Annotated in this window: 19 protein-coding genes; 13 read left to right on the forward strand and 6 right to left on the reverse strand. The window is 62.3% G+C overall.

Features of this window, described 5'->3' with window-relative positions; translation table 11 throughout:
- The first annotated feature begins 391 nt into the window (after positions 1–391).
- The gene (locus ACIQUG_RS23700; RefSeq protein WP_402324485.1) at positions 392–1,420 is read left to right on the forward strand and encodes a four-carbon acid sugar kinase family protein; all 1,029 of its coding nucleotides are present in this window, start codon (positions 392–394) and stop codon (positions 1,418–1,420) included.
- A 3-nt stretch (positions 1,421–1,423) separates the two neighbouring features.
- Entirely contained in the window at positions 1,424–2,125 is a 702-nt protein-coding gene (locus ACIQUG_RS23705; RefSeq protein WP_043612357.1) for a FadR/GntR family transcriptional regulator, read from the forward strand.
- A 58-nt stretch (positions 2,126–2,183) separates the two neighbouring features.
- On the opposite strand, the gene ACIQUG_RS23710 is transcribed toward ACIQUG_RS23705, so the two are convergent.
- The 3 genes from ACIQUG_RS23710 to ACIQUG_RS23720 are packed head-to-tail and all read right to left on the reverse strand — an operon-like array spanning position 2,184 to position 5,456.
- Positions 2,184–3,302, reverse strand: coding sequence for an iron-containing alcohol dehydrogenase (locus ACIQUG_RS23710; protein WP_402324486.1), 1,119 nt, complete (start codon positions 3,300–3,302; stop codon positions 2,184–2,186).
- 4 nt (positions 3,303–3,306) lie between these two features.
- Entirely contained in the window at positions 3,307–4,263 is a 957-nt protein-coding gene (gene pdxA / locus ACIQUG_RS23715) for a 4-hydroxythreonine-4-phosphate dehydrogenase PdxA (protein WP_043612361.1), read from the reverse strand.
- Complete coding sequence (locus ACIQUG_RS23720; protein ID WP_402324488.1) at positions 4,260–5,456, reverse strand: exo-alpha-sialidase; 1,197 nt, start codon at positions 5,454–5,456, stop codon at positions 4,260–4,262. Before ACIQUG_RS23720 ends, pdxA begins: the two co-directional genes overlap by 4 nt.
- 230 nt (positions 5,457–5,686) lie before the next feature.
- Between ACIQUG_RS23720 and ACIQUG_RS23725 the strand changes: the two genes are divergently transcribed.
- The 10 genes from ACIQUG_RS23725 (at position 5,687) to ACIQUG_RS23770 (ending at position 16,893) form a co-directional block, all read left to right on the forward strand.
- A complete protein-coding gene (locus tag ACIQUG_RS23725; protein ID WP_402324489.1) occupies positions 5,687–6,556 on the forward strand; it encodes a DMT family transporter in 870 nt (289 codons plus the stop codon).
- 56 nt (positions 6,557–6,612) lie between these two features.
- Positions 6,613–8,082: an ABC transporter substrate-binding protein gene (locus ACIQUG_RS23730; protein WP_402324647.1), complete on the forward strand. Its 1,470-nt coding sequence runs from the start codon at positions 6,613–6,615 to the stop codon at positions 8,080–8,082.
- 87 nt (positions 8,083–8,169) lie between these two features.
- Positions 8,170–9,084, forward strand: a complete 915-nt coding sequence (locus ACIQUG_RS23735; protein ID WP_034796335.1) for an ABC transporter permease — start codon at positions 8,170–8,172, stop codon at positions 9,082–9,084.
- A 10-nt stretch (positions 9,085–9,094) separates the two neighbouring features.
- On the forward strand, positions 9,095–10,018 hold the full coding sequence (locus ACIQUG_RS23740; protein WP_043612372.1) for an ABC transporter permease: 924 nt from the start codon (positions 9,095–9,097) through the stop codon (positions 10,016–10,018).
- Positions 10,011–11,630, forward strand: a complete 1,620-nt coding sequence (locus tag ACIQUG_RS23745; protein WP_402324490.1) for an ABC transporter ATP-binding protein — start codon at positions 10,011–10,013, stop codon at positions 11,628–11,630. Before ACIQUG_RS23740 ends, ACIQUG_RS23745 begins: the two co-directional genes overlap by 8 nt.
- 28 nt (positions 11,631–11,658) lie before the next feature.
- Entirely contained in the window at positions 11,659–12,540 is an 882-nt protein-coding gene (locus ACIQUG_RS23750; RefSeq protein ID WP_402324491.1) for a dihydrodipicolinate synthase family protein, read from the forward strand.
- Positions 12,541–12,971: 431 nt separating this feature from the next.
- Positions 12,972–14,558 carry a Re/Si-specific NAD(P)(+) transhydrogenase subunit alpha gene (locus tag ACIQUG_RS23755; RefSeq protein ID WP_402324648.1) on the forward strand — a complete coding sequence of 529 codons (1,587 nt, stop codon included), beginning with the start codon at positions 12,972–12,974 and terminating at the stop codon, positions 14,556–14,558.
- Between the two features lie 19 nt (positions 14,559–14,577).
- Positions 14,578–16,011 (forward strand): NAD(P)(+) transhydrogenase (Re/Si-specific) subunit beta, encoded by a 1,434-nt coding sequence (locus tag ACIQUG_RS23760; RefSeq protein ID WP_402324492.1) that lies wholly within the window; start codon positions 14,578–14,580, stop codon positions 16,009–16,011.
- Between the two features lie 211 nt (positions 16,012–16,222).
- Positions 16,223–16,477 (forward strand): FitA-like ribbon-helix-helix domain-containing protein, encoded by a 255-nt coding sequence (locus ACIQUG_RS23765; RefSeq protein WP_402324493.1) that lies wholly within the window; start codon positions 16,223–16,225, stop codon positions 16,475–16,477.
- Positions 16,474–16,893, forward strand: a complete 420-nt coding sequence (locus tag ACIQUG_RS23770; RefSeq protein ID WP_402324494.1) for a type II toxin-antitoxin system VapC family toxin — start codon at positions 16,474–16,476, stop codon at positions 16,891–16,893. The genes ACIQUG_RS23765 and ACIQUG_RS23770 overlap by 4 nt, the downstream gene beginning before the upstream one ends.
- 96 nt (positions 16,894–16,989) lie before the next feature.
- Here ACIQUG_RS23770 and ACIQUG_RS23775 read toward each other — a convergent pair whose 3' ends face one another.
- The 3 genes from ACIQUG_RS23775 to ACIQUG_RS23785 all read right to left on the reverse strand — a co-directional run bounded on the left by ACIQUG_RS23775 (position 16,990) and on the right by ACIQUG_RS23785 (position 19,376).
- Positions 16,990–17,448 carry a hypothetical protein gene (locus tag ACIQUG_RS23775; protein ID WP_402324495.1) on the reverse strand — a complete coding sequence of 153 codons (459 nt, stop codon included), beginning with the start codon at positions 17,446–17,448 and terminating at the stop codon, positions 16,990–16,992.
- Positions 17,449–17,724: 276 nt separating this feature from the next.
- Positions 17,725–18,288, reverse strand: coding sequence for a TetR/AcrR family transcriptional regulator (locus ACIQUG_RS23780; protein ID WP_402324497.1), 564 nt, complete (start codon positions 18,286–18,288; stop codon positions 17,725–17,727).
- 53 nt (positions 18,289–18,341) lie between these two features.
- Positions 18,342–19,376: a helix-turn-helix domain-containing protein gene (locus tag ACIQUG_RS23785; RefSeq protein WP_402324498.1), complete on the reverse strand. Its 1,035-nt coding sequence runs from the start codon at positions 19,374–19,376 to the stop codon at positions 18,342–18,344.
- Positions 19,377–19,538: 162 nt separating this feature from the next.
- On the opposite strand from ACIQUG_RS23785, the gene ACIQUG_RS23790 reads away from it, so the two are divergent.
- Positions 19,539–20,405: a sugar phosphate isomerase/epimerase family protein gene (locus tag ACIQUG_RS23790; RefSeq protein WP_402324499.1), complete on the forward strand. Its 867-nt coding sequence runs from the start codon at positions 19,539–19,541 to the stop codon at positions 20,403–20,405.
- Positions 20,406–20,411: the final 6 nt, after the last annotated feature.

Raw genomic sequence — 20,411 nt, forward strand, 5'->3', positions numbered from 1 at the left:
CCGGAGCAGGGAGGCTCAAATTTATTCGGCCCGATGACGTGGCGAACCTGACGCTCGTCCTGCGTGGCACGCTTAACCGTGCGACTGGTGAAAACGCCTGAGGAACGGGCATCCAGGCGCCGCCTGTTCGACCGTTCCTTTTCCTCTTCGAAGAGAAACTTGCTGCAGCCCTCCTGGGCGAGATTTCCGGCCTTGCGGCGGACAGTCTGCTGTTGCCAGGCTATGGCACGCGCTTCCTGACGATCGGCACGCGGGAGCCCGAGGACGAAAACAGGTGCCTCGTTCCCGTTGCGGAAGAGCTCGCATGATTTGTAATTTAATCTCGAAAAATATTGACATTTCAACATAAACTGGACATTTAAAGATAACAACAAATCGTCTGGATTTTGAGATGCTCGTCATTGTCGCTGATGATCTGACCGGCGCTCTGGATGCCGCAGCGCCCTTTGCCGCGAGGGGCTTTTATGTCGAAGTCGCCTTGGCGCCCGAAGCGATTGATGATGTCCTGAAAACGGGGCCGGACGTGGTTTCGGTCAATCTCGGATCGCGAGAGCTCAGCCCCGCAGTGGCCAGGCAACGAACAGTTGCCACGCTCGCCGCGCTGCCTTCCGGTTCGCGCATCTTCAAGAAGGTCGACTCCCGCCTCAAGGGCAACATCGTTGCCGAACTCGACGCGATGTCTTTCGGGTCAGCGCTCGTGGCGCCTGCCATTCCAGCCTTCGGTCGGGTCGTCATGTCCGGGAGCGTACAAGGCTTCGGGGTCGATACGCCCATTTCGATTGCCGAGAAGCTCGGTCCGCATGCGAGCAAGGCCGTGATCCCGGACGTCTCCACCGAGGCGGAAATGCGCGCCCTACTTCAGGATGCGGAAAGAAGCGGCACGGATCTGCTCATTGGTGCGCGTGGTCTGGCCGAGGCGCTTGCCGAAAGGATGAGTGGCGGTCAACAAGCGCGGGCTGCCGAGGTGTCGGCCGGCCCGGCCTTGTTCGTCATCGGGTCTCGTGATCCGATTACCCTTGCCCAGATCGATACGCTTCGCGACGGCCTTGCCCTATCCTATTTGCCCGCGCCCAACGGCCGGCTTTCGGTCGCAGACAAGACCGGCGGCGCAATCACGCTCGTTCAGGCGGTGCCGGGTGACGGGGAGGTGACGCCGGAGGCCGTTTCCGAGGCGCTGGCCGAAAGCGTTTGTCCGGGCCTTGTCGAACGGGCGGGCACACTGCTTCTGTCCGGCGGCGCAACCGCCGAGGCAGTATTGAAGAAGATGGGCATCCAGCGTTTTCGCCTGCTCGGCGAATGCCTGCCCGGCCTGGGCTTGGCTGAGGTCGACGGACGTTGCATCATCGCCAAGTCTGGCGGATTCGGTGCGCCGGGCACGCTTAAGGAAATCGCGGAGGCTGTCCTCCGCAAGATGGGATGACGGATGGGACTGGAGAACGGAACAGCACGCAAGAGCCTCGGCGATCTCGTCTTTGAGCGCATGCACCGTGCGATCAAGTCCGGCGCCTACAAGCCGGACGAGCGCTTGCCGACCGAGCACGAGCTGGCAAGCGAGTTCGAGGTTTCGCGTCCGATCATCCGCGAGGCGCTGCGCCGACTGCGCGAGCAGGGCTTCATCTATTCGCGCCGCGGTGCCGGCAGCTTCGTTCGTGCCGTCGGCATGCGTGAGCCGCTGGGCTTCGGACAGCTTGAGAACGTTGCCGATCTCCTGAACTGCTACGAGTTCCGCCTGACGGTCGAGCCGGCGGCGGCGGCCGCCGCCGCGGAGCGACATGACGCGGCCGGCTTGGCCGCCATCCGGCAGGCGCTGGAACTGATGCGGGACGCCACCAACCGGCAATCACACCGGGAAGATGCCGACTTCCAGTTTCATCTTGCGATCGCCCGCGCCGCCCAGAACAGCTATTTCTTTACGGCGATGGAAGCGCTCAAGGACCACATTGCCGTTGGCATGCGGTTTCATGGCGCCTCGGTCAAACGGGAGACGACCGGGCTGACGCGCGTTTTCGGTGAGCACGAAGCGATCGCGGAAGCGATTGCCGCGCGTGAAGGCGCAAAGGCGAGGCAACTCATGCATGACCACCTTGCCGGATCCCGCGAACGCCTGTTCCAGGCGACCAAGTAATCGATAAAACAAAACCCCGGCAGACGCCGGGGTTTTGTTTTTTGCATTGGTCTATTGCTCAAAAGGCTGCCTTGTAGACGGCAAGCACGTCCTCCACGCTCATGTCGCTCGGATTGTTGTCCATCAGCCTTCGGTTGGCATGGGCCTCGCTTGCATAGAGCGGCAAATCGTCGGCACTTGCGCCGTGAGCGGCAAGCGACATCTCGATGCCGAGGTCACGGCAGAAGCCACGGGCAGCGCCCAGGAGTTCCCGGGAGGAGAGATTTTCGCCAAGACCCAGCGCCGTTGCGACTTCCGCCGTCTTGCCCGCCGCAACTGGTTGGTTGAAGGCGAGCACATGCGGAAAGATGATGGCGTTTGCCAGGCCATGGGGCAGGCGAAGCCGCGTGCCGAGCGGATAGGCAATCGCATGGCCGGCAGCTGTGTTGACCGGGCCAAGGCAGATGCCGCCGTAGTAGGAAGCCAGCATCATCCCCTCTCGCGCCTCGGTATCTGCACCGTCCCTGACGGCCCGGGCGAGATATTTGCCGACGAGCTTGAAGCCCATGCGGGCAAAGCCGTCGATCATCGGATGGGCGCGGCGATTGGTGAAGGCTTCCACGCAATGGGCCATGGCATCGACGCCGGTGGCGGCGGTGACCGCTGACGGCACGGAATAGGTGAGTTCCGGATCGAGAACGGCGAAGTCGGCAATCATGTGCGGGCTTTCGACCGCGATCTTGTTTCCCTTCGCGGGATCGGTGATCAGCGAGCGGATCCCGGCCTCCGAGCCTGTGCCGGCGGTTGTTGCGACCTGGGCCAGGCGCGTGTTGCGGCCGAGAACCCGGTTCGGTCCGGCAACGTCGGCAAGCGTCTGCTGAGAGTCCCAAAGCACGGCAACCAGCTTGGCAACGTCGAGCACCGATCCGCCCCCAAGGCCGACGATGAGATCCGGCTTGTTTTGGCGCGCGAAGTCGAGTGCGGCATCGAGTGTGTCGACATCGGGTTCGCCCGGGATGGCGTCGAACACCGTGACGCGGCCGGAAAGCTTCAGGCGATCGACGAAGCCTGTGGTGATCGGCGTGGCGATGACGAGCACTGAACGGGCATCGGCCGCCCAGGCGCCGACCTCTGCGATCGTGCCGGCGCCGACGGCGAGGCGGCGCGGCTGATGAAGGGTGATGGGAGCGATGGTCATGGTGTCATCCTCGCTTGGCGTCGCCTGCCACCAGCTTGCGGGCATAGGCGATGGCAGAATTCATGTTGCCGTGGTTGGCGATCCCCTTGCCGGCGATGTCGAACGCCGTGCCGTGATCGACCGAGGTTCGGTCGATCGGCAGGTCCACTGAGACGTTTACGGCGGTGTCGAAGGCGACGAGCTTCACGGGGATGTGCCCCTGGTCGTGATACTGCGCGACCACGAGGTCGAAGGCGCCCGAATAGGCGCGATGGAACACCGTGTCTGCGGAAATCGGTCCATAGGCATCGATGCCTTCCGCACGTGCTGCTGCAACGGCCGGCGCGATCTGGTCGTCATCCTCGGTGCCGAACAGGCCGTTTTCGCCGCAATGGGGATTAATGCCGGCGACCGCGATTTTGGGTGCCGCATAACCGATGCGTTTCAAGTGAGCGTCGCCGGCGCGGATGGTGGCGAGCACCCGTTCGGTCGTCGAGCGCCGGATCGCCTCCTGCAACGCCACGTGGGTAGAAACGTGGATGACCTTGAGGCGTTCGGAGGCAAGCAGCATGTAAGCGGCCTTGGAGCCGGTGAGGCTGCGCAGCATTCCGGTGTGGCCGTCATAGTGATGACCGGCAAGGTTCAGCGCTTCTTTGTTGATGGGCGCCGTGACGATGCAGCCGATCACACCGGCTTCAGCATCGCGCACCGCCTTTTCGATGAAGCGAAAGGCCGCGTCGCCGGCGACGGGGCTCAACTGTCCCCAGGCAAGCGGAGCCCCCTCGATCGGCAGATCGACGACATGTCCGGCGAGATCGACCTCAAGGCCGAGAGCGGTTCGGGCCGCTTCGAGTGTGGCGAGATTGCCGTAGATCCGGACCGTGTCGCGCTCCTGCTGTGACATGTCGGCCAGCGCGCGCACCGAAATCTCGGGGCCGACGCCGCACGGGTCGCCCATGGTTATGCCGATGATGTTGCTCATGAAGGTCTCCGTTGGTCGGCGTGGTCCCAGCCGGGGGCTAGGCGGACATATTTGATGGCGCGCCGGTGGTAGGTGTAGGCAAGGTGCATGGTCCCGTCCGGCCCTTCGAGCAGCCAGGGATAGGACATCTCCTTGTTGCGGCCGTCGGTTGAGTCGTTGGATAGGCAGGTGCCGGGGCCGTCCTCGATCAGCAGGCGCACGGGAAAAGTCTTGCCACCATCCTTGGAGAGGCAGAGGGCGACCGGCGCGCGCCGGACACCCCAGATCGGTACGCAGCCGCCCGTGGGGTCGGCGTCCGGGCGGTTGTCGTCCTCGCCGAGCTCGTCATAGAGCGAGGCGCGTCGCTCGTCGGTGTCGGCCGCGCTGACGGGATTGCAGATCATCGCGATCCTGCCGTCACGCAGGCGCAGAGCGGCGATCGAGGAATTGTTGTTCGGGACGTCGCTCGCCTCCGGCGCGGACCAGGAGTGGCCGTCATCGAGGCTCTCGGTCCGGTAGACCCGATCGGCCTGCCGCCGGCGGAAGAAGGCAGCAAGACGGCCTTCGCCAAGCGACACCGGCGACATGTGCACGCAGCCAATGGACTGATCCAGTTCTTTTAGCTGCCACGTCGCGCCCTGGTCGAGGGAAATGCCGACGGCTGCCGTGTCGTGGCTTCCGTTCCATTTCTGGCCCGGGCGCTGGACACAGCGGAAGATCGGTAGCAGCCACGCGCCGTCGCTGCGCACCACGAGCGGCGCGCGGATAAAGCAGCCACGAGGAAGGTTCAGATAGCGGTCTTCGCTGGTTGTTAGTGCCAACGGGTTGGAGGGATCGCGGTGAACCTCAGCCATCCGGATCCGGCACTCATCCTGATTGCCGGAGGGTTGGGAGGTGTGAAAGAGCCACAGCCTGCCGTCGGATGCGGTGAAGAGCACCGGGTTTTGTTCAGAATGCGCGGCATCGAAGCTCAGGCGCTGTGGCGGCCCCCATTGCGTCGCGCCCTTCGGCAGCACCGAAGCAAAAATGGAAATGTCCGACTTGCCCTCGAGCGTGCCGCCGAACCAGGCGCAGGCGAGCGCGCCATCTGAAAGCAGGTGCAGGAAGGCTGCATGGTTCTGGATCATCGGCGACGGCAATAGCGCTTCCATGCGCTCGGGCGACACGGTTTGAAGCAGGCCGTTCATGCTGCGGGCGATTTCTTCAGGGTCCATGAGTTCCTCCTGTCTGCCTCGAAAATCACCCAATTTTCAAAGTTGTCAAGTTTGATAAAGTTACAAATCGGAGTGAGTTCCATTTTGAAGTTTATTAACGCACTGTTTTAATGATGATATTTTATTAGTCTGCTTCCGAATAAAATTTACATCGCGAATTAATTTGACAAACTTTGGTGAAAGGTGGATGGTCTGGGCAAGCCGGCAAGAGGATGCCGGGAGGAGGTCTTATGCCGGAAGCCAGCCCGAAGGGGGCTAAGATGGCGGTCATGTTCGCGGTCGGCGCAGCGATCCTTGCTGCCACCGACGCGGTGATCGTGCGGGCGCTGAACGGTGCCGTGCACCCCTTCGTCATTGGCTTCTTCCGCGCCTTCTTCGGCGCGGTCATCCTTCTTCCCTGGATTGCCCTGCGTCCATCGGTCTTGAGGTCGAGCCACCCCTTGCGTCAGCATGCGGTCCGTGCCGGCTTCAAGCTGCTCGCCATGGTCGCCTTTTTCGCTGCCTTCAGCTGGGGACCGCTTGCCGACGTGACGGCCATCGCCTTCACCTCGCCGATCTTCCTTTTGCTCGGGGCCGCACTGGCGCTGGGCGAAAGGCCTGGTCCGGCTATGATCGGTGCGGTGGTGCTCGGTTTTGGCGGCGCGATGCTGATCATCGGCCCCTCGGGAACCGGCTTCAGTCTCGCCATCCTTCTCGCGCTCACCGGCGCGGTGCTCCAGTCGACCATCCAGCTGATCCTGAAATCCATGTCGAAGGGCGATAAGACCGCGACGCTGGTCGTCTGGAACCTCCTTTTGACTGTTCCGATCGCGCTTCTCTTCGCCTTGCCGTTCTGGACCATGCCGGGGACGAGGGAGATGACGCTTCTGGCGCTGCAGGGAGTCGTCGGAACGGCCTGCATGGGCATGATGACCCATGCCTTTTCGCTCGCGCCCGCCACGATCGTCGCGCCGGTCGATTTTTTGCGCCTGCCGCTCGTGGCGCTCGGCGGCTTCGCGCTTTTTGGTGAAGACATCGCCCTCACCACCCTTTGCGGCGGCGGGCTCATCGGTTGTGCGGCGCTGATCGCCGCGCGATCCGGAAAAGCAACATCCAGCTGAACGAATTTCACTAGGGAGGAAATGCCGTGAAGAAACTATTCGTCTTGAGTGCGCTCATGTTGAGTTCGGCCCTGTCGCCCGCATTCGCGGGGTCTGGCCCCATCAAGATCGTGCTGGCCGAGGAGGCCGACCTGCTAGAACCCTGCATGGCCACGCGCTCGAACATCGGCCGCGTCATCATGCAGAACGTCAGCGAAACGCTGACCGAACTCGACGTTCGCGGCGACAAGGGCGTCATGCCGCGCCTGGCCGACAAATGGGAGCAGAACGAAGACAGCAGCTGGCGCTTTCACCTGCGCAAGGGCGTCAAGTTCTCCGACGGCACGACCTTTGACGCCAAGGACGTCAAGCACAGCTTCGATCGCATCATGAGCGACAAGAACACCTGTGAATCGCGCCGTTATTTTGGCGGCATCACGGTTACCCCGACGGTCGTCGACGACTACACGATCGATTTCAAGGCCGATCCGGTTCAGCCGATCCTGCCGCTGCTGATGTCTCTCGTCACGATCGTGCCGGAGGAAACCCCCCTTGAGTTCGTGCGCGAACCAGTCGGCACCGGTCCGTACAAGCTGACCAACTGGACCCCGGGCCAGCAGATCGTGCTGACCAGCCGTGACGACTATTGGGGCGCAAAGCCGGAAGTGACGGAAGCCACCTACCTGTTCCGCGCCGACCCGTCGGTGCGCGCGGCCATGGTGCAGACCGGTGAAGCCGACCTTTCGCCGTCGATCTCGCAGCTCGACGCCACAAATCCGGCAACGGACTTTTCCTACCTCGACAGCGAAACCGTCTACCTGCGCATCGATCACAACATAGAGCCGCTGAACGACGTTCGTGTTCGCCGTGCGCTCAACATCGCCATCGACCGCCAGGCCTTCCTCGGCACCCTGGTTCCCGAAAGCGCGCTGCTTGCCACCGCGATCGTGCCGCCGCCGACGCTTGGCTGGAACCCCGACGTCAAGGTCTTCCCCTACGATCCGGAAGGCGCCAAGAAGCTGCTTGAGGAAGCCAAGGCCGATGGCGTCAAGGTCGACACGCCGATCACCATCATCGCCCGTTCGGCGAACTTTCCGAACGTGACCGAGATCATGGAAGCCATTCAGGCGCAGCTTGAGGAAGTGGGCTTCAAGGTCGAGCTGAAATTCGTCGAGGTCGCCGAGCACGAGCAGTACTACTCAAAGCCCTTCAAGGAAGGTCGCGGTCCGCAGATCGTTGCCGCCATGCACGACAATTCCAAGGGCGATCCGTCGTTCTCGATGTTCTTCAAATACGCAACCGAAGGCACCCAGTCCGGCTTCTCCGATCCGAAGGTCGACGACCTGATCAAGCGTGCGTCGGCTGCCGTTGGTGACGAGCGCGCCAAGCTCTGGTCGGAACTGATCGCCTATCTGCACGACGACGTCGTTGCCGACGTCCTGCTCTTCCACATGGTAGGCTTCTCCCGCGTCTCTGAGCGGCTCGATTTCAAGCCGACGATGGCGACCAACGGGACCCTGCAGCTCTCGGAGATCAAGATCAAGTAATCTGCCCTGGCGAACGACAGGTTCGCCAGTCACAACAGCAATCAAGGCGGTGGGATGATCCCGCCGCCGGATTTCTTCGAGGGCGCCATGCTGAAATTCGTTCGAAAACGCGCCGTGGCCAGTCTGATCTCGCTCGTCGGGCTGCTCGTCATGGTCTTCTTCCTGTCGCGGTTGACGGGTGATCCGGCCGCCTTGTTCCTGCCGGTCGAGGCCTCCGCTGAGATGAAGGCGCAATTCCGCGAGCTGCATGGCTTGAACGATCCCATGCTGGTGCAGTTCGGACGCTATGTCGGCGACGTCGTCACCGGCGACTTCGGCGAATCCCTGCGCAAGGCTCGCCCTGCCTTGGATGTTGTGCTGGAGGCCTTTACCTGGACGCTCTGGCTTGCCGTCATCACCATGACGCTGGTCGCCGGCGCTGCGATTGTTGTCGGCTCGCTTGCCGCCTTCCGTGCCGGCGGCTTCTTCGATCGGCTCTCCTCGCTGATCTCGCTGGTGGGCGCTTCCGTTCCCGATTTCTGGATCGCCATCGTCGCGATCGTCGTCTTTTCGGTCAACCTCGCCTGGCTGCCGACGTCAGGCACGGGGTCGCTGCTGCATTGGATCCTGCCGATCTCGGTTCTGTTCATCCGGCCCTTTGGCATCATCGTACAGGTGGTGCGCGGCTCGATGATCGGGGCGCTTTCTTCGGCCTATGTGAAGACGGCGCGCGCCAAGGGCGTCAAATCCGGCCCGATCATCTTCGTGCATGCGCTGCGTAACGCCATGCTGCCGGTCATTACCGTCATCGGCGACCAGGCCGCGAGCCTTCTGAACGGCGCGGTGATCGTCGAAACCATCTTCGGCTTTCCGGGCGTCGGCAAGCTGATGATCGATTCGATTCTGCAGCGCGATTTCAACGTCGTGCTTGCCGCCATCCTCGTCACGGCGCTGGCGATCTTCCTCATGAACCTGCTGATCGATCTGGCCTACGCGCTGCTCGATCCGCGCATCCGGCATTGAGGAGGGGACCATGACCCTGCAGACCGCCGATCCCGTCATCGCCGAAGAACCGCGCTTTGCGACCCGCATGTTCCGCATGCTGCTTGCCGACAAGTTCGCGCTTTGCGCTGCGATCTTCCTGCTTTTCGTTCTTATCCTCGCAATCATCGGGCCGACCTGGCTCGGCGATCTCGCGACCAAGCAGAACCTTCGAGGCCGCAACGCCGTTCCCTTCGACTGGGAGCGTGGTTGGGTCTGGTGGATGGGCGCCGATGCCCTCGGGCGGCCTCTGCTTGCCCGCATCATCGTTGCCACCCAGAATACGCTGATGGTGGCAGCCGGTGCCGTCGCGCTTTCGGCAACCGTCGGCACCATCCTCGGCCTGGTTGCCGGCTTCTCCTCGCCGCGCGTCAATCAGATCATCATGCGGCTCGCCGACGTCATCATGTCCTTCCCGTCGCTGCTGATTGCCGTCATTGTTCTCTACATTCTCGGCTCGTCGGTCCTGAACCTCATGCTGGTGCTGGCAATCACCCGCATCCCGGTCTACCTCAGAACCACACGCGCCGAAGTGCTGGAGATCCGTGAACGCATGTTCGTGCAGGCAGCGCGCGTCATGGGCGCATCGAGCAAGCGCATCGTCTTTCGCCACATCCTGCCCGTGGTGCTGCCGACGCTGACGACGCTTGCGACCCTCGACTTCGCCTATGTGATGCTGGCCGAAAGCGCGCTTTCGTTCCTCGGGATCGGCATCCAGCCGCCGGAAATCACCTGGGGTCTGATGATCTCGCAGGGACGCCAGTACCTCACCAACGCATGGTGGCTTTCGTTCTGGCCGGGCCTTGCGATCATCCTTACCACCATGTCACTGAACCTCTTGTCGAACTGGCTGCGCATCGCGCTCGATCCGGTGCAGCGCTGGCGTCTCGAAATGAAAGGTCGCAAGAATGGCTGATCATCTCCTCGAAGTCCGCGACCTGTCGGTCGAGTTCCACACCGCAGTTGGCGTCGTGAAAGCGGTCCGCAACATCTCCTACCATCTCGACCGGGGCGAAACGCTCGCAATTCTCGGAGAGAGCGGATCCGGCAAGTCGGTCTCCTCCTCGGCGATCATGAACCTGATCGACATGCCACCGGGGCGTATCAGCTCGGGCGAGATCCTGCTCGACGGCGTCGACCTTCTGAAAATGCCGGCGCAGGAAAGGCGCAAGGTCAACGGGCGCCGCATTGCGATGATCTTCCAGGACCCGCTGAGCCATCTCAACCCGGTCTATACCGTCGGCTGGCAGATCCGCGAGGCGCTGACCACCCACGGAACGGATGCGACGAAGGCCGCTTCCGAGGCGTTGCGGCTTTTGACCCGGGTCGGCATCCCCGACCCCGAACGCTCGCTGGACAAGTACCCGCACGAATTCTCCGGCGGCCAGCGCCAGCGCGTCATGATCGCCATGGCATTGGCGCTCCGCCCGGACCTGTTGATCGCCGATGAGCCGACGACGGCGCTCGACGTTACCGTGCAGGCCGAGGTGCTCGCCCTGCTCGAAGAGTTGCAGCGGGAGACCGGGATGGCGGTGCTCATCATCACCCACGACCTCGGTGTGGTCGCCGAGATCGCCGATCGCGTGGTGGTGATGGAAAAAGGCGTTCTGGTCGAGGCCGGCACCGTGCGCGAGGTCTACAAGAACCCGCAGCATCCCTATACCAAGAAACTGATTGCTGCTGCTCCCGGCAAGGGGGCGATGCATGCGCCGGCCGCCCGCGCCGAGCCTGTCCTTTCCGTTCGCGACGTGCGCAAGCGTTATGGCTCCTTCGAGGCGTTGAAGGGTCTGTCCTTCGATCTCATGCCCGGCGAGACCATGGCCGTCGTCGGAGAGAGCGGCTCGGGCAAGTCGACGCTGGCGCGCATCCTGCTTCGCCTCGATGAGCCGGATAGCGGCAGCGCTCTGTGGAAGGGCCGTGACCTCTTCACGATGTCGCCTGCGGAACTCTACAAGCTGCGCCGCGACCTGCAGATGGTTTTCCAGGACCCGACGCAGTCGCTCAATCCGCGCATGACCGTCTACCAGCTCATTTCCGAGGCCTGGGTCATCCATCCCGATATCCTGCCCAAGGCGAAATGGCGCGAGCGCGTCGCCGAACTTCTGGTGCAGGTCGGTCTCGGCCCGGAACACATGGGCCGCTACCCGCATCAGTTTTCCGGCGGCCAGCGGCAACGTATCGCCATTGCCCGCGCACTCGCACTCGAGCCGCAGCTCATCATCTGCGACGAGGCGGTCTCGGCACTTGACGTTTCGGTGCAGGCGCAGGTGATCGCGCTGCTCGACCGGCTGCGCAAGGAAATGGGCATCGCCTTCATCTTCATCGCTCACGACCTGCCGGTGGTGCGCGACTTTGCCGACCACGTCATGGTCATGCAGAAGGGCAATATCGTCGAGCTCGGCACGGTGCGCGAGGTGTTCGAGACGCCGCAACAGGATTACACGCGCGCGCTGCTCGCCGCCGGACTCGATCCCGATCCCGATGTCCAGGCAGCCCACCGCGCCGCCCGCCTTCAGCGCGCCTCGTGAGGCGTCGTCCAGTAAGAGGAATACCCGCATGACCAAGCAAGCTTTCGTCGCCCTCGTAACCTGCTTCAACGAGGACGAAACCATCAACTACCAGGCGACGCGCGCCCAGGTCCGCCGCCAGGTCGCAGCCGGCAACAATATCATGTGCGCCGGAACCAACGGCGACTTCTCCGCGCTGACCTTCGAGGAAAAGGTGCGCCTGACGGAAGAGGTGGTCGACGAAGTCGGCGGTCGCGTCAAGGTGATCGTCAATGCCGGCATGCCGGCCACCTTCGAAACCGTCAAGCTCGCCCGCGAATTCGACCGGATCGGCGTCGACGGCATTGCGGTGATCACGCCGTTCTTCATCGCCTGCACCCAGGATGGCCTTGTCCGCCATTTCTCGACCGTGGCCGATGCCGTGAAGACGCCCGTCTACCTCTACGATATTCCGGCCCGCACGCAGAATCATATCGAGCCCGATACGGCGCGCACGCTTGCCGGCCACGGCAACATTGCCGGCATCAAGGATTCCGGTGGCGCAAAGGAAACGCTGGAAGCCTATCTGCAGGTTGCCAAGGAGGTCGACGGTTTTGAAGTCTATTCCGGCCCTGACCACCTCGTGCTCTGGGCGTTGCAGAATGGTGCGGCCGGTTGCATCTCGGGCCTCGGAAATGCCATGCCGGATGTGCTCGCGGGCATCTTGAAGGCCTTCAATGCCGGCGATATCGTCGAAGCGCAGAAGCAGCAGGCAACCTTTGCCGCCTTTCGGACCGACCTCTATGCACTCGGCTTTGCCCCGGCGATGGTCAAGCGCGCGCTCTACCTTCAGGACGCATCCGTCGGCGCAAGCCGCCAGCCAGCTCTTCTGCCCAACAGGGAGCAGGACGAACAGATCGCCGAAATCCTGAAACGCTACCGCCTTCTCTAGAGGCTCTTCAACAGACAGCCGAGTTTGATTCGCACGACGCGGCACCTCCCCGTGCCGCGTCGATGTCGGTGCGCCACGTTGCCGGTCGCCGCTCGGCGTGATCGTTTCATGCAACGGATGCGGACTCGGACCCCTCTCGGGTGATGTTCGTCGCTTCACACACGCGATCGGCGGGCCCCTGGAACCGATTCCGCGCCCGCTTTGCGGAGGCGTCTCCGTCTGCTTTTTGCTGACCATTCGCGCCCGATCGGCCGGCCTGGCGTGGTGCCCGGCCGATAAAAACGATTAGGGAAAACTAAAAAGCGACAAGAATGGACGGATTCGCGGCAAAGCGTACTGGACAGTACTCTCAAGGTTTGCTTGTTCTGCTGTCGCATTGTTGAGGGACAAGGCATTGCCTAGTCGGCAGGAGAGGACAGACAAGCATGGCGATTAAAATTGGCGCGCCGCGGGAGGTCACCGCAAGCGAGGCGCGCGTGGCGCTGACACCTGACAGCGCGGTGCAACTTGCGAAACTTGGCTATAGCAGCATCATCGAAACGGGTGCTGGCGTTGCGGCTGGTTTTTCCGATGATGCCTATCGCGCCGCGGGCGTCGAGGTGGCGCCGTCGGCAGAGGCGCTGTGGGGTTCAGCCGATGTGGTCGTCAAGGTACGGCCGCCCGAGCCGAGTGAAGTCGCGCACCTGTCTGCGGACAAGACGCTGATCTCGTTCTTCTATCCCGGCCAGAATGCCGAACTGCTGGAGCTTGCCAAGGCGAAGGGCGCCAACGTCATCGCCATGGACATGGTGCCGCGCATCAGCCGCGCCCAGAAGATGGATGCGCTGTCGTCAATGGCCAATATCGCCGGCTATCGCGCGGTGATCGAGGCCGGCAACAATTTCGGCCGCTTCTTCACCGGCCAGGTAACGGCCGCCGGCAAGGTGCCGCCGGCAAAGGTCCTGGTGATCGGTGCCGGCGTCGCCGGACTTGCGGCGATCGGTGTCGCCACCTCGCTCGGCGCCCAGACCTATGCCTTTGACGTGCGTCCAGAGGTCGCCGAACAGATCGAAAGCATGGGCGCCGAATTCGTCTATCTCGATTTCGCCGATGGTGAGGGGGGCACTCAGCAGGACGGCGCTGCCACCGGCGGCTATGCAGCCCCGTCTTCGCCGGAGTTCCGCGAGAAGCAGCTTGCCAAATTCCGCGAGCTTGCGCCGCAGATCGACATCGTCATCACCACGGCGCTGATCCCCGGTCGCGACGCGCCGAAACTCTGGCTTGCCGACATGGTGGCCGCAATGAAGCCGGGATCGGTGGTGGTCGACCTTGCCGCCGAGCGCGGCGGCAACTGCGATCTGACGGTTGCCGACCAGCGGATCGTCTCCGACAACGGCGTCGTCGTCATCGGCTATACCGATTTCCCGAGCCGCATGGCCGCGCAGGCGTCCACGCTCTATGCCACCAATATCCGCCATATGCTGACCGACCTGACGCCGGGCAAGGATGGCAAGCTCGTCCACAATATGGAGGACGACGTCATCCGTGGCGCGACCGTCACCTTCGAAGGCGCCATCACCTACCCGCCGCCACCGCCGAAGATCGCCGCGATCGCGGCGCAGAAACCCAAGGAGAAAGTGAAGGAACCGACGCCGGAGGAAAAGCGCGCCACCGAGGCCGCAGCCTTCAAGGCCCAGACGAAGAGACAGCTGACGCTTCTCGCCGTCGGCACGGCGCTGCTGCTTTTGGTCGGCGCCTTTGCGCCGCCGGCCTTCATGAGCCATTTCGTCGTCTTCGTGCTCGCCTGCTTTGTCGGCTTCCAGGTCATCTGGAACGTCTCGCATTCGCTGCACACCCCGCTGATGGCCGTCACCAACGCGGTATCGGGCATCGTCATTCTCGGCGCACTGCTGCAGATCGGGTCAGGCAACTGGCTGGTGGTGCTGCTTGCGGCGCTGTCGGTGCTGATCGCCACGATCAACATCGTCGGCGGCTTCCTCGTCACACGGCGCATGCTCGCCATGTTCCAGAAATCCTGATCGGGCAGGGGTAGACATTATGATGATCGGTATCGTATCGGCCGCCTACATCGCGGCAGCCGTCCTCTTCATCCTCTCGCTCGGCGGACTTTCGGGCCAGGAAAGCGCCAAGCGCGCCGTCTGGTACGGTATGACGGGCATGGCACTCGCCATTGTCGCCACGGTCTTCGGACCCGATGTCGGCAACTGGTTCATCATCGTCCTGATGATTGCCGGCGGCGCCGTGCTCGGCCACTTCGTTGCCTCCCGCGTCCAGATGACCGAGATGCCGCAGCTTGTTGCGGCCCTCCATTCCTTCGTCGGACTCGCCGCAGTCTTCATCGGCTTCAATGCCCATATCGAGGCGGCTGATGTCGCCGGCCTCGATGCGGCGGCCCGCTCCGCATTGACAGGCTTTGCCGCGATCCTCGCGCACAAGGAACCGGTGGAACTGTCGATCATGAAGGTCGAGGTCTTCCTCGGCGTCTTCATCGGCGCCGTCACCTTCACCGGCTCGGTCATCGCCTTCGGCAAGCTTGCCGGCAAGGTCGACGGCAAGGCCAAGAAGCTGCCGGGCGGTCACCTGCTCAACGCCGGTGCTGCTCTTCTCTCGCTCGTTCTGTTGGCGCTCTACGTCAATGGTGCCGGCACCTGGACGCTGCTTGTCATGACGCTCGCCGCCTTCTTCATCGGGTATCACCTGATCATGGGCATCGGCGGCGCCGACATGCCGGTGGTGGTGTCGATGCTGAACAGCTATTCCGGCTGGGCGGCCGCCGCGATCGGCTTCACGCTCGGCAACGACCTTCTGATCGTCACCGGTGCGCTGGTCGGCTCCTCGGGTGCGATCCTCTCCTACATCATGTGCAAGGCGATGAACCGCTCCTTCGTCTCGGTCATTCTCGGTGGTTTCGGCGCCACCACCGGTCCGGCAATGGAAATCACCGGCGAGCAGATCGCCATTGATGCCGATGGTGTGGCCGCTGCGCTTAACGACGCCGACAGCGTCATCATCGTGCCGGGCTACGGCATGGCGGTGGCGCAGGCGCAGCAGTCGGTCTCCGAGCTTACCCGCAAGCTGCGGGCGGCCGGCAAGAACGTCCGCTTCGCCATTCACCCGGTCGCCGGCCGTCTGCCGGGCCACATGAACGTGCTCCTGGCCGAGGCGAAGGTTCCCTACGACATCGTGCTGGAGATGGACGAGATCAACGAAGACTTCCACGAAACCGACGTCGTCATCGTCATCGGCTCCAACGACATCGTCAATCCGGCTGCTCAGGAAGACCCGAACTCGCCGATCGCCGGCATGCCGGTGCTCGAAGTCTGGAAGGCCAAGCAGGTGTTCGTCTCCAAGCGCGGCCAGGGTACCGGTTACTCCGGCATCGAGAACCCGCTGTTCTACAAGGACAACACCCGCATGTTCTACGGCGACGCCAAGAAGAGCATCGACCAGTTGCTGCCGGCACTGGCGTGACGACACCCTGAAACGGAAACTCACCGCCCTGCATGTAGGGCGGTGAGTTCAAATCCGTTGATGAACGGCTGGCGCGGAGGGCTGCGAGTTGCGTTGAAGCGCTGGTCGGTACTTTAATGAGCGTTTCGTACTCGCCACAATCCTGTAACTTGAGTGGTGACTGCATTGAGACTATACTGCAGTCAATGAAATCAAGATGGAGTGTCTGACTGTGGCTGTTTTGACAATCCGAAATGTGCCTGAAGAAGTGCACAGAGCCTTGCGTGTTCGGGCGGCGGTTCACGGCCGCAGCACAGAGGCGGAAGTCCGAGATATCTTGGAACTAGCGGTAAAACCGGAAGAACGTGTCCGTATGGGAGACGCCTTGGCTGAACTAGGCGCGCGGGTTGGCCTGACCAACGAGGATTTTGAAGTGTTCGACCAGGTGCGGGACAAGGTGCCGGCGAAGCCAATGAGGTTTGAATGATCATCCTGGACACGAATGTTGTCTCGGAAGCGATGAAGCCGGCGCCGGATCTGGCAGTGCGCACTTGGTTGAATGACCAAGTCGCCGAGACCCTTTATTTGTCCAGTGTGACGTTGGCGGAGCTGCTGTTTGGCATCGCCGCGCTGCCGGAGGGGCGTCGCAAGAAAGCGCTAGCCGAAACACTTGATGGCCTGCTCGAATTGTTCGGTGATCGCGTATTGCCGTTCGACGCTGCGTGCGCGCGGCATTATGCGGATCTCGCAGCAGGGGCGCGAGCGGCGGGGAAGGGCCTCCCGACGCCTGATGGGTACATCGCCGCTATCGCAGCCTCCAAGGGTTTTGCAATCGCAACACGCGATACAAGCCCCTTTGAGGCGGCAGGTGTCCCTGTCGTCAATCCTTGGGACCGCCTCTAAACTTGGCATTCGCCAAACAGCGAGGCTGACTTAGACGTTGTTGTCAGGGTCGTCCTCCGAGGGCCGTGCAACGCTGCTGTGCCCGCCGGCGTGGCCCTAGGCGCCGAAAATGCCGGGTAGGTCGGGTTTGACGACCATCAGCGCTATGACCAGAGCGAAAAGTAAGATCGATGCCAGGCGGCCGCCCAGGGCGCGCTTGTTTCCAAGAAGCGCTCGGACTTCCATTGTGTCGCTCGCGCCTTGAAGGGCTGGTTGCACCTGTGCCTCCCATGGCCGTACGAACCTGCTTTCGACAACCATCAAGGTGGCGATCAGGGTGAATGACACCAGTAGCCAGGGTGTCGATAGCGGCCACCCGCCCAAGACGATGAGCCCAATGCCTCCGGCAATCCCTATGCCCGTGAGCAGGCCCGCAATCCAGTTGGCGGTCAGCGCCAATTTCGCAGCGCCGATTTGCCCTCGCCAGGCAGTAATGAAAAGCAGCTCCCGTGCTGCAAACAGCAGAAATGCCGTGCCCATGGCCGCGGCATGAATCATCACGACGTGTGCGTACATCTTCCTGTTACCTTGGTCTGGGGCTTCGAGAAGCGGTTGTTTGACCGCTCGTGTGGCATTCGATGTCGACACGAGGCTGGTTGTCGGAATGGCCGCGCGCAGGCGAATTGTGAGCGATTGCTCGCAAAAATCTACTCGCGTTCGGGAAGCTGTCTCGGCGCGCGCTACCCCTCCAAATTTCCCCGGCAATTCACGCAGTTGGCCGCAGGCGTTCACGGAGCGGCGTCACGTTACCAAGACCCTGCTCGCATCTTGGATGTCTGGACCTGGAGGGCGTTACTTCAGGTAGCGTGTGATCAGCGTCGTCACTTCGTTGATGAAGGCGTCGACGTTCCCATCGTTTAGCTTATCTGGACTGCCGACGACCGCGCCGTGCGTCAGCGCTTCCGTGCAACTGACGCAGATGTAAGCGGCCAGGTCCAGGTCCACCGGCCGCAGTTCTACCTTGTGCAATTCGAGATACGCCCTGATCAGCTCGTAGAACTCTCTGTCAAAGCCGTCGATCGTGCCAATCCGTCCCGCACGAGGCGTTTCCTCGACCAGCACCCGATGAAGGTCCGGGTTCACGCGATGCGCATCGATCATCGCCTTGACCAGTTCGCGCACGGCATTGTCGAGCGGTAGCGTCGTCACCTTTGCGAGGGTACTCCGCAAGACATCGACCATCTCGCCCTTGTGCCGTTCGATGGCGGCAACGACGAGCGCTTCCTTGCTCGGAAAATATTGATAGAGGGAGCCGATGCTGACGCCGGCCTCCTCGGCAATGCGATTTGTGTTTGCGCGCTCAAATCCTTCCTTGATCAGGACACGCGCCGTCGCTTCCACCAGCGCCTCGATCATCGCTCGCGAGCGTCGCTGCGAAGCGGCTTTGATCCGGTCGCGGCGGCTCACTTTCAGTTGGCGATCGATAGCGTCTGACGCGGCGTTTCCATTGGCGAAAAGCCGAAGCGCTTCTTGTAGCAGGTGGCAAAATACTGGCTCGATGAGAAGCCGCAATCAAAGGCGATATTGGTGACCGAATGCGCGCCGCTTTCGAGAAGCTGCCGTGCGGCGTTGAGCCGGAGCGTCTGGAGGTAGCGGACCGGCGTCATGTTGGTCAGCACCTGGCAATGCTGCGAAAATTGCGTGCGGGAAAGATTGCACTCCGCCGCCATGTTCTCGAGCGTCCAGTCCTCGTCGAGCGCGTGACGCAGCCGTTTCAGAAAGATCTCGACCGTGCGTTTCGAGCTTGCGAGAGCAAGATCCAGAACCGGCGCCTGGCTTTCCAGCATCTGGCGGAATTGCAGCAGCATCATCGAAATCAAAAGGCGCAGATGCGCTTCGCCACCGTCGATATCGCCGCCTGCCACCACCTCGTGGATATCGAGGAAGGTGCGGGCGACCTCGCGCGAGGCGTTGTAGGAAATCTGTTCGTTCTTCGACAGAAGTTCGCTCAGGCGCTTTCGGTCGCGCTCGGGCCAGCCGATCCAGTCGGGCCACAGCCAGGTTTCGTGCGGGCGGCGCACGCCCATATCCATGAGCACCCAGATGATGTGGCTGGCGCCGACATTGGGATCGCCGAGCGCGTGCAACTGCCAGGGTCGCACGACGAACATCTGGCCTTCCTTGATCGTCGTCCTGCGGCCATCCATAGTGATCGTCAATGATCCGCGCGCCAGATAGGCGATCTTGACCCCTTCGTTGCAATGTTCGCGCAGGCCCCAGTCCTGCGGGGTGGTCGCATCCCAGCCGCCGACGGAGCAGACCTGTGGCAGCGCCGCGCCGAGATCGATGCCGGGATAGCCGCGCCGCGTCCAGGCGTTGAGCAACACCTGGCCCGCAAGCGAGGCCTTCATCAGGTCCTGGCAATTGCCGGCATAGAGCAGGGCGCCCGGCTCGCGGAAGACCGCAGGCCGATTGACGGCCCGTTCGTTGCTGCTCCTCGTCATGCTGCTCCCTCGCGGATGTATAAAATTTACCAGTCGTCTATTTCGAACGCAGGCATCGATTTATTGCGCAATGCTTGGGCATCATCAAGCGACATTTTGGAGGCGCTGGTGATTTGCCGTTGAAACTCAATGGTATGGAGGGAAATGGGGAGGATTTTGCCGGTGCGGATAGGCTTCCACACGGACGCGTTCAACTCGGCCTACTGGTCGTTTGAAAAATGCTTGCAATGGGCAAGCGACAACGATTTGCACTTGATCGAATGCGGCCTGATCGATGGCGTGAGCTGGATCCACGGACTGGGCTACCAACCGCATGTCGCGCTCTACGAGGATCCCGTCCTCTTGCGTCGCAAGATGGAGCGCTACGGCGTGCGCTTTTCGCAGGTCGATGCGGCCTATCCACTGTCTGGCGAGGACGGGCCGCTCAGAGGTGTGCCCTATGTGCTGAAGTCGATTGCCTGGGCAGCGCAGGCCGGCAGCCCCTGCGTCGACACGACAGACGGGCTCCACATGCCGCCCGGACTGACCGAAGAACAATCGATGGCGCTGATGAAGCGCAGCTACGAAAAGATCGTCGAAGTCGCCGAAGCACACGAGATCGTCGTCAACATCGAGCCCCATGGTCATTTCACGACGCGTCCGGAATTCATGGAGCGCATGCTCGACTTCGCAGACAGCAAGTGGCTGCGCATGAACATGGACACCGGCAACACGTTCATCGCCGGGCAGGAACCGCAGCAGTTTCTGTCGCGGTTCATCGACAGGGTGTCCCATGTCCATCTGAAGGACGTGTCGCCGTCGCTGGCAGCGGCCGCCCGCGGCGGGCAAACCGGGATCGCGGTCAGCCATTGCGCGCTCGGCGAGGGCGTCAATGCCGAGAACATCAAGGCTTGCCTCGCCACGCTTCGCGACCATGGCTACGACGGTGTGCTCAGCCTCGAATGCGAAGGCGCCGCTGGCCCGATGATCGAAACGTCACTGGCCTGGATCCGCGCGATCTGTCGCGATCTCGGCATCTCTTTGAATTGAGTGCCC

Origin of the sequence: Ensifer sp. NPDC090286, from assembly GCF_044769565.1 — a bacterium.
In the GTDB taxonomy this organism is placed as follows: Bacteria; Pseudomonadota; Alphaproteobacteria; order Rhizobiales; family Rhizobiaceae; genus Ensifer.

Bases quoted from the DNA above. Each gene is read 5' to 3' on its own strand.
- ACIQUG_RS23710 (WP_402324486.1), bottom strand. From the start codon at position 3,302: ATGACCATCGCTCCCATCACCCTTCATCAGCCGCGCCGCCTCGCCGTC.
- ACIQUG_RS23785 (WP_402324498.1), bottom strand. From the start codon at position 19,376: ATGACGAGGAGCAGCAACGAACGGGCCGTCAATCGGCCTGCGGTCTTC.
- ACIQUG_RS23780 (WP_402324497.1), bottom strand. From the start codon at position 18,288: ATGATCGAGGCGCTGGTGGAAGCGACGGCGCGTGTCCTGATCAAGGAA.
- ACIQUG_RS23750 (WP_402324491.1), top strand. From the start codon at position 11,659: ATGACCAAGCAAGCTTTCGTCGCCCTCGTAACCTGCTTCAACGAGGAC.
- ACIQUG_RS23720 (WP_402324488.1), bottom strand. From the start codon at position 5,456: ATGGACCCTGAAGAAATCGCCCGCAGCATGAACGGCCTGCTTCAAACC.
- ACIQUG_RS23745 (WP_402324490.1), top strand. From the start codon at position 10,011: ATGGCTGATCATCTCCTCGAAGTCCGCGACCTGTCGGTCGAGTTCCAC.
- ACIQUG_RS23700 (WP_402324485.1), top strand. From the start codon at position 392: ATGCTCGTCATTGTCGCTGATGATCTGACCGGCGCTCTGGATGCCGCA.
- ACIQUG_RS23735 (WP_034796335.1), top strand. From the start codon at position 8,170: ATGCTGAAATTCGTTCGAAAACGCGCCGTGGCCAGTCTGATCTCGCTC.
- ACIQUG_RS23705 (WP_043612357.1), top strand. From the start codon at position 1,424: ATGGGACTGGAGAACGGAACAGCACGCAAGAGCCTCGGCGATCTCGTC.
- ACIQUG_RS23775 (WP_402324495.1), bottom strand. From the start codon at position 17,448: ATGTACGCACACGTCGTGATGATTCATGCCGCGGCCATGGGCACGGCA.
- ACIQUG_RS23725 (WP_402324489.1), top strand. From the start codon at position 5,687: ATGCCGGAAGCCAGCCCGAAGGGGGCTAAGATGGCGGTCATGTTCGCG.
- ACIQUG_RS23770 (WP_402324494.1), top strand. From the start codon at position 16,474: ATGATCATCCTGGACACGAATGTTGTCTCGGAAGCGATGAAGCCGGCG.
- ACIQUG_RS23730 (WP_402324647.1), top strand. From the start codon at position 6,613: ATGTTGAGTTCGGCCCTGTCGCCCGCATTCGCGGGGTCTGGCCCCATC.
- ACIQUG_RS23760 (WP_402324492.1), top strand. From the start codon at position 14,578: ATGATGATCGGTATCGTATCGGCCGCCTACATCGCGGCAGCCGTCCTC.
- ACIQUG_RS23740 (WP_043612372.1), top strand. From the start codon at position 9,095: ATGACCCTGCAGACCGCCGATCCCGTCATCGCCGAAGAACCGCGCTTT.
- pdxA (WP_043612361.1), bottom strand. From the start codon at position 4,263: ATGAGCAACATCATCGGCATAACCATGGGCGACCCGTGCGGCGTCGGC.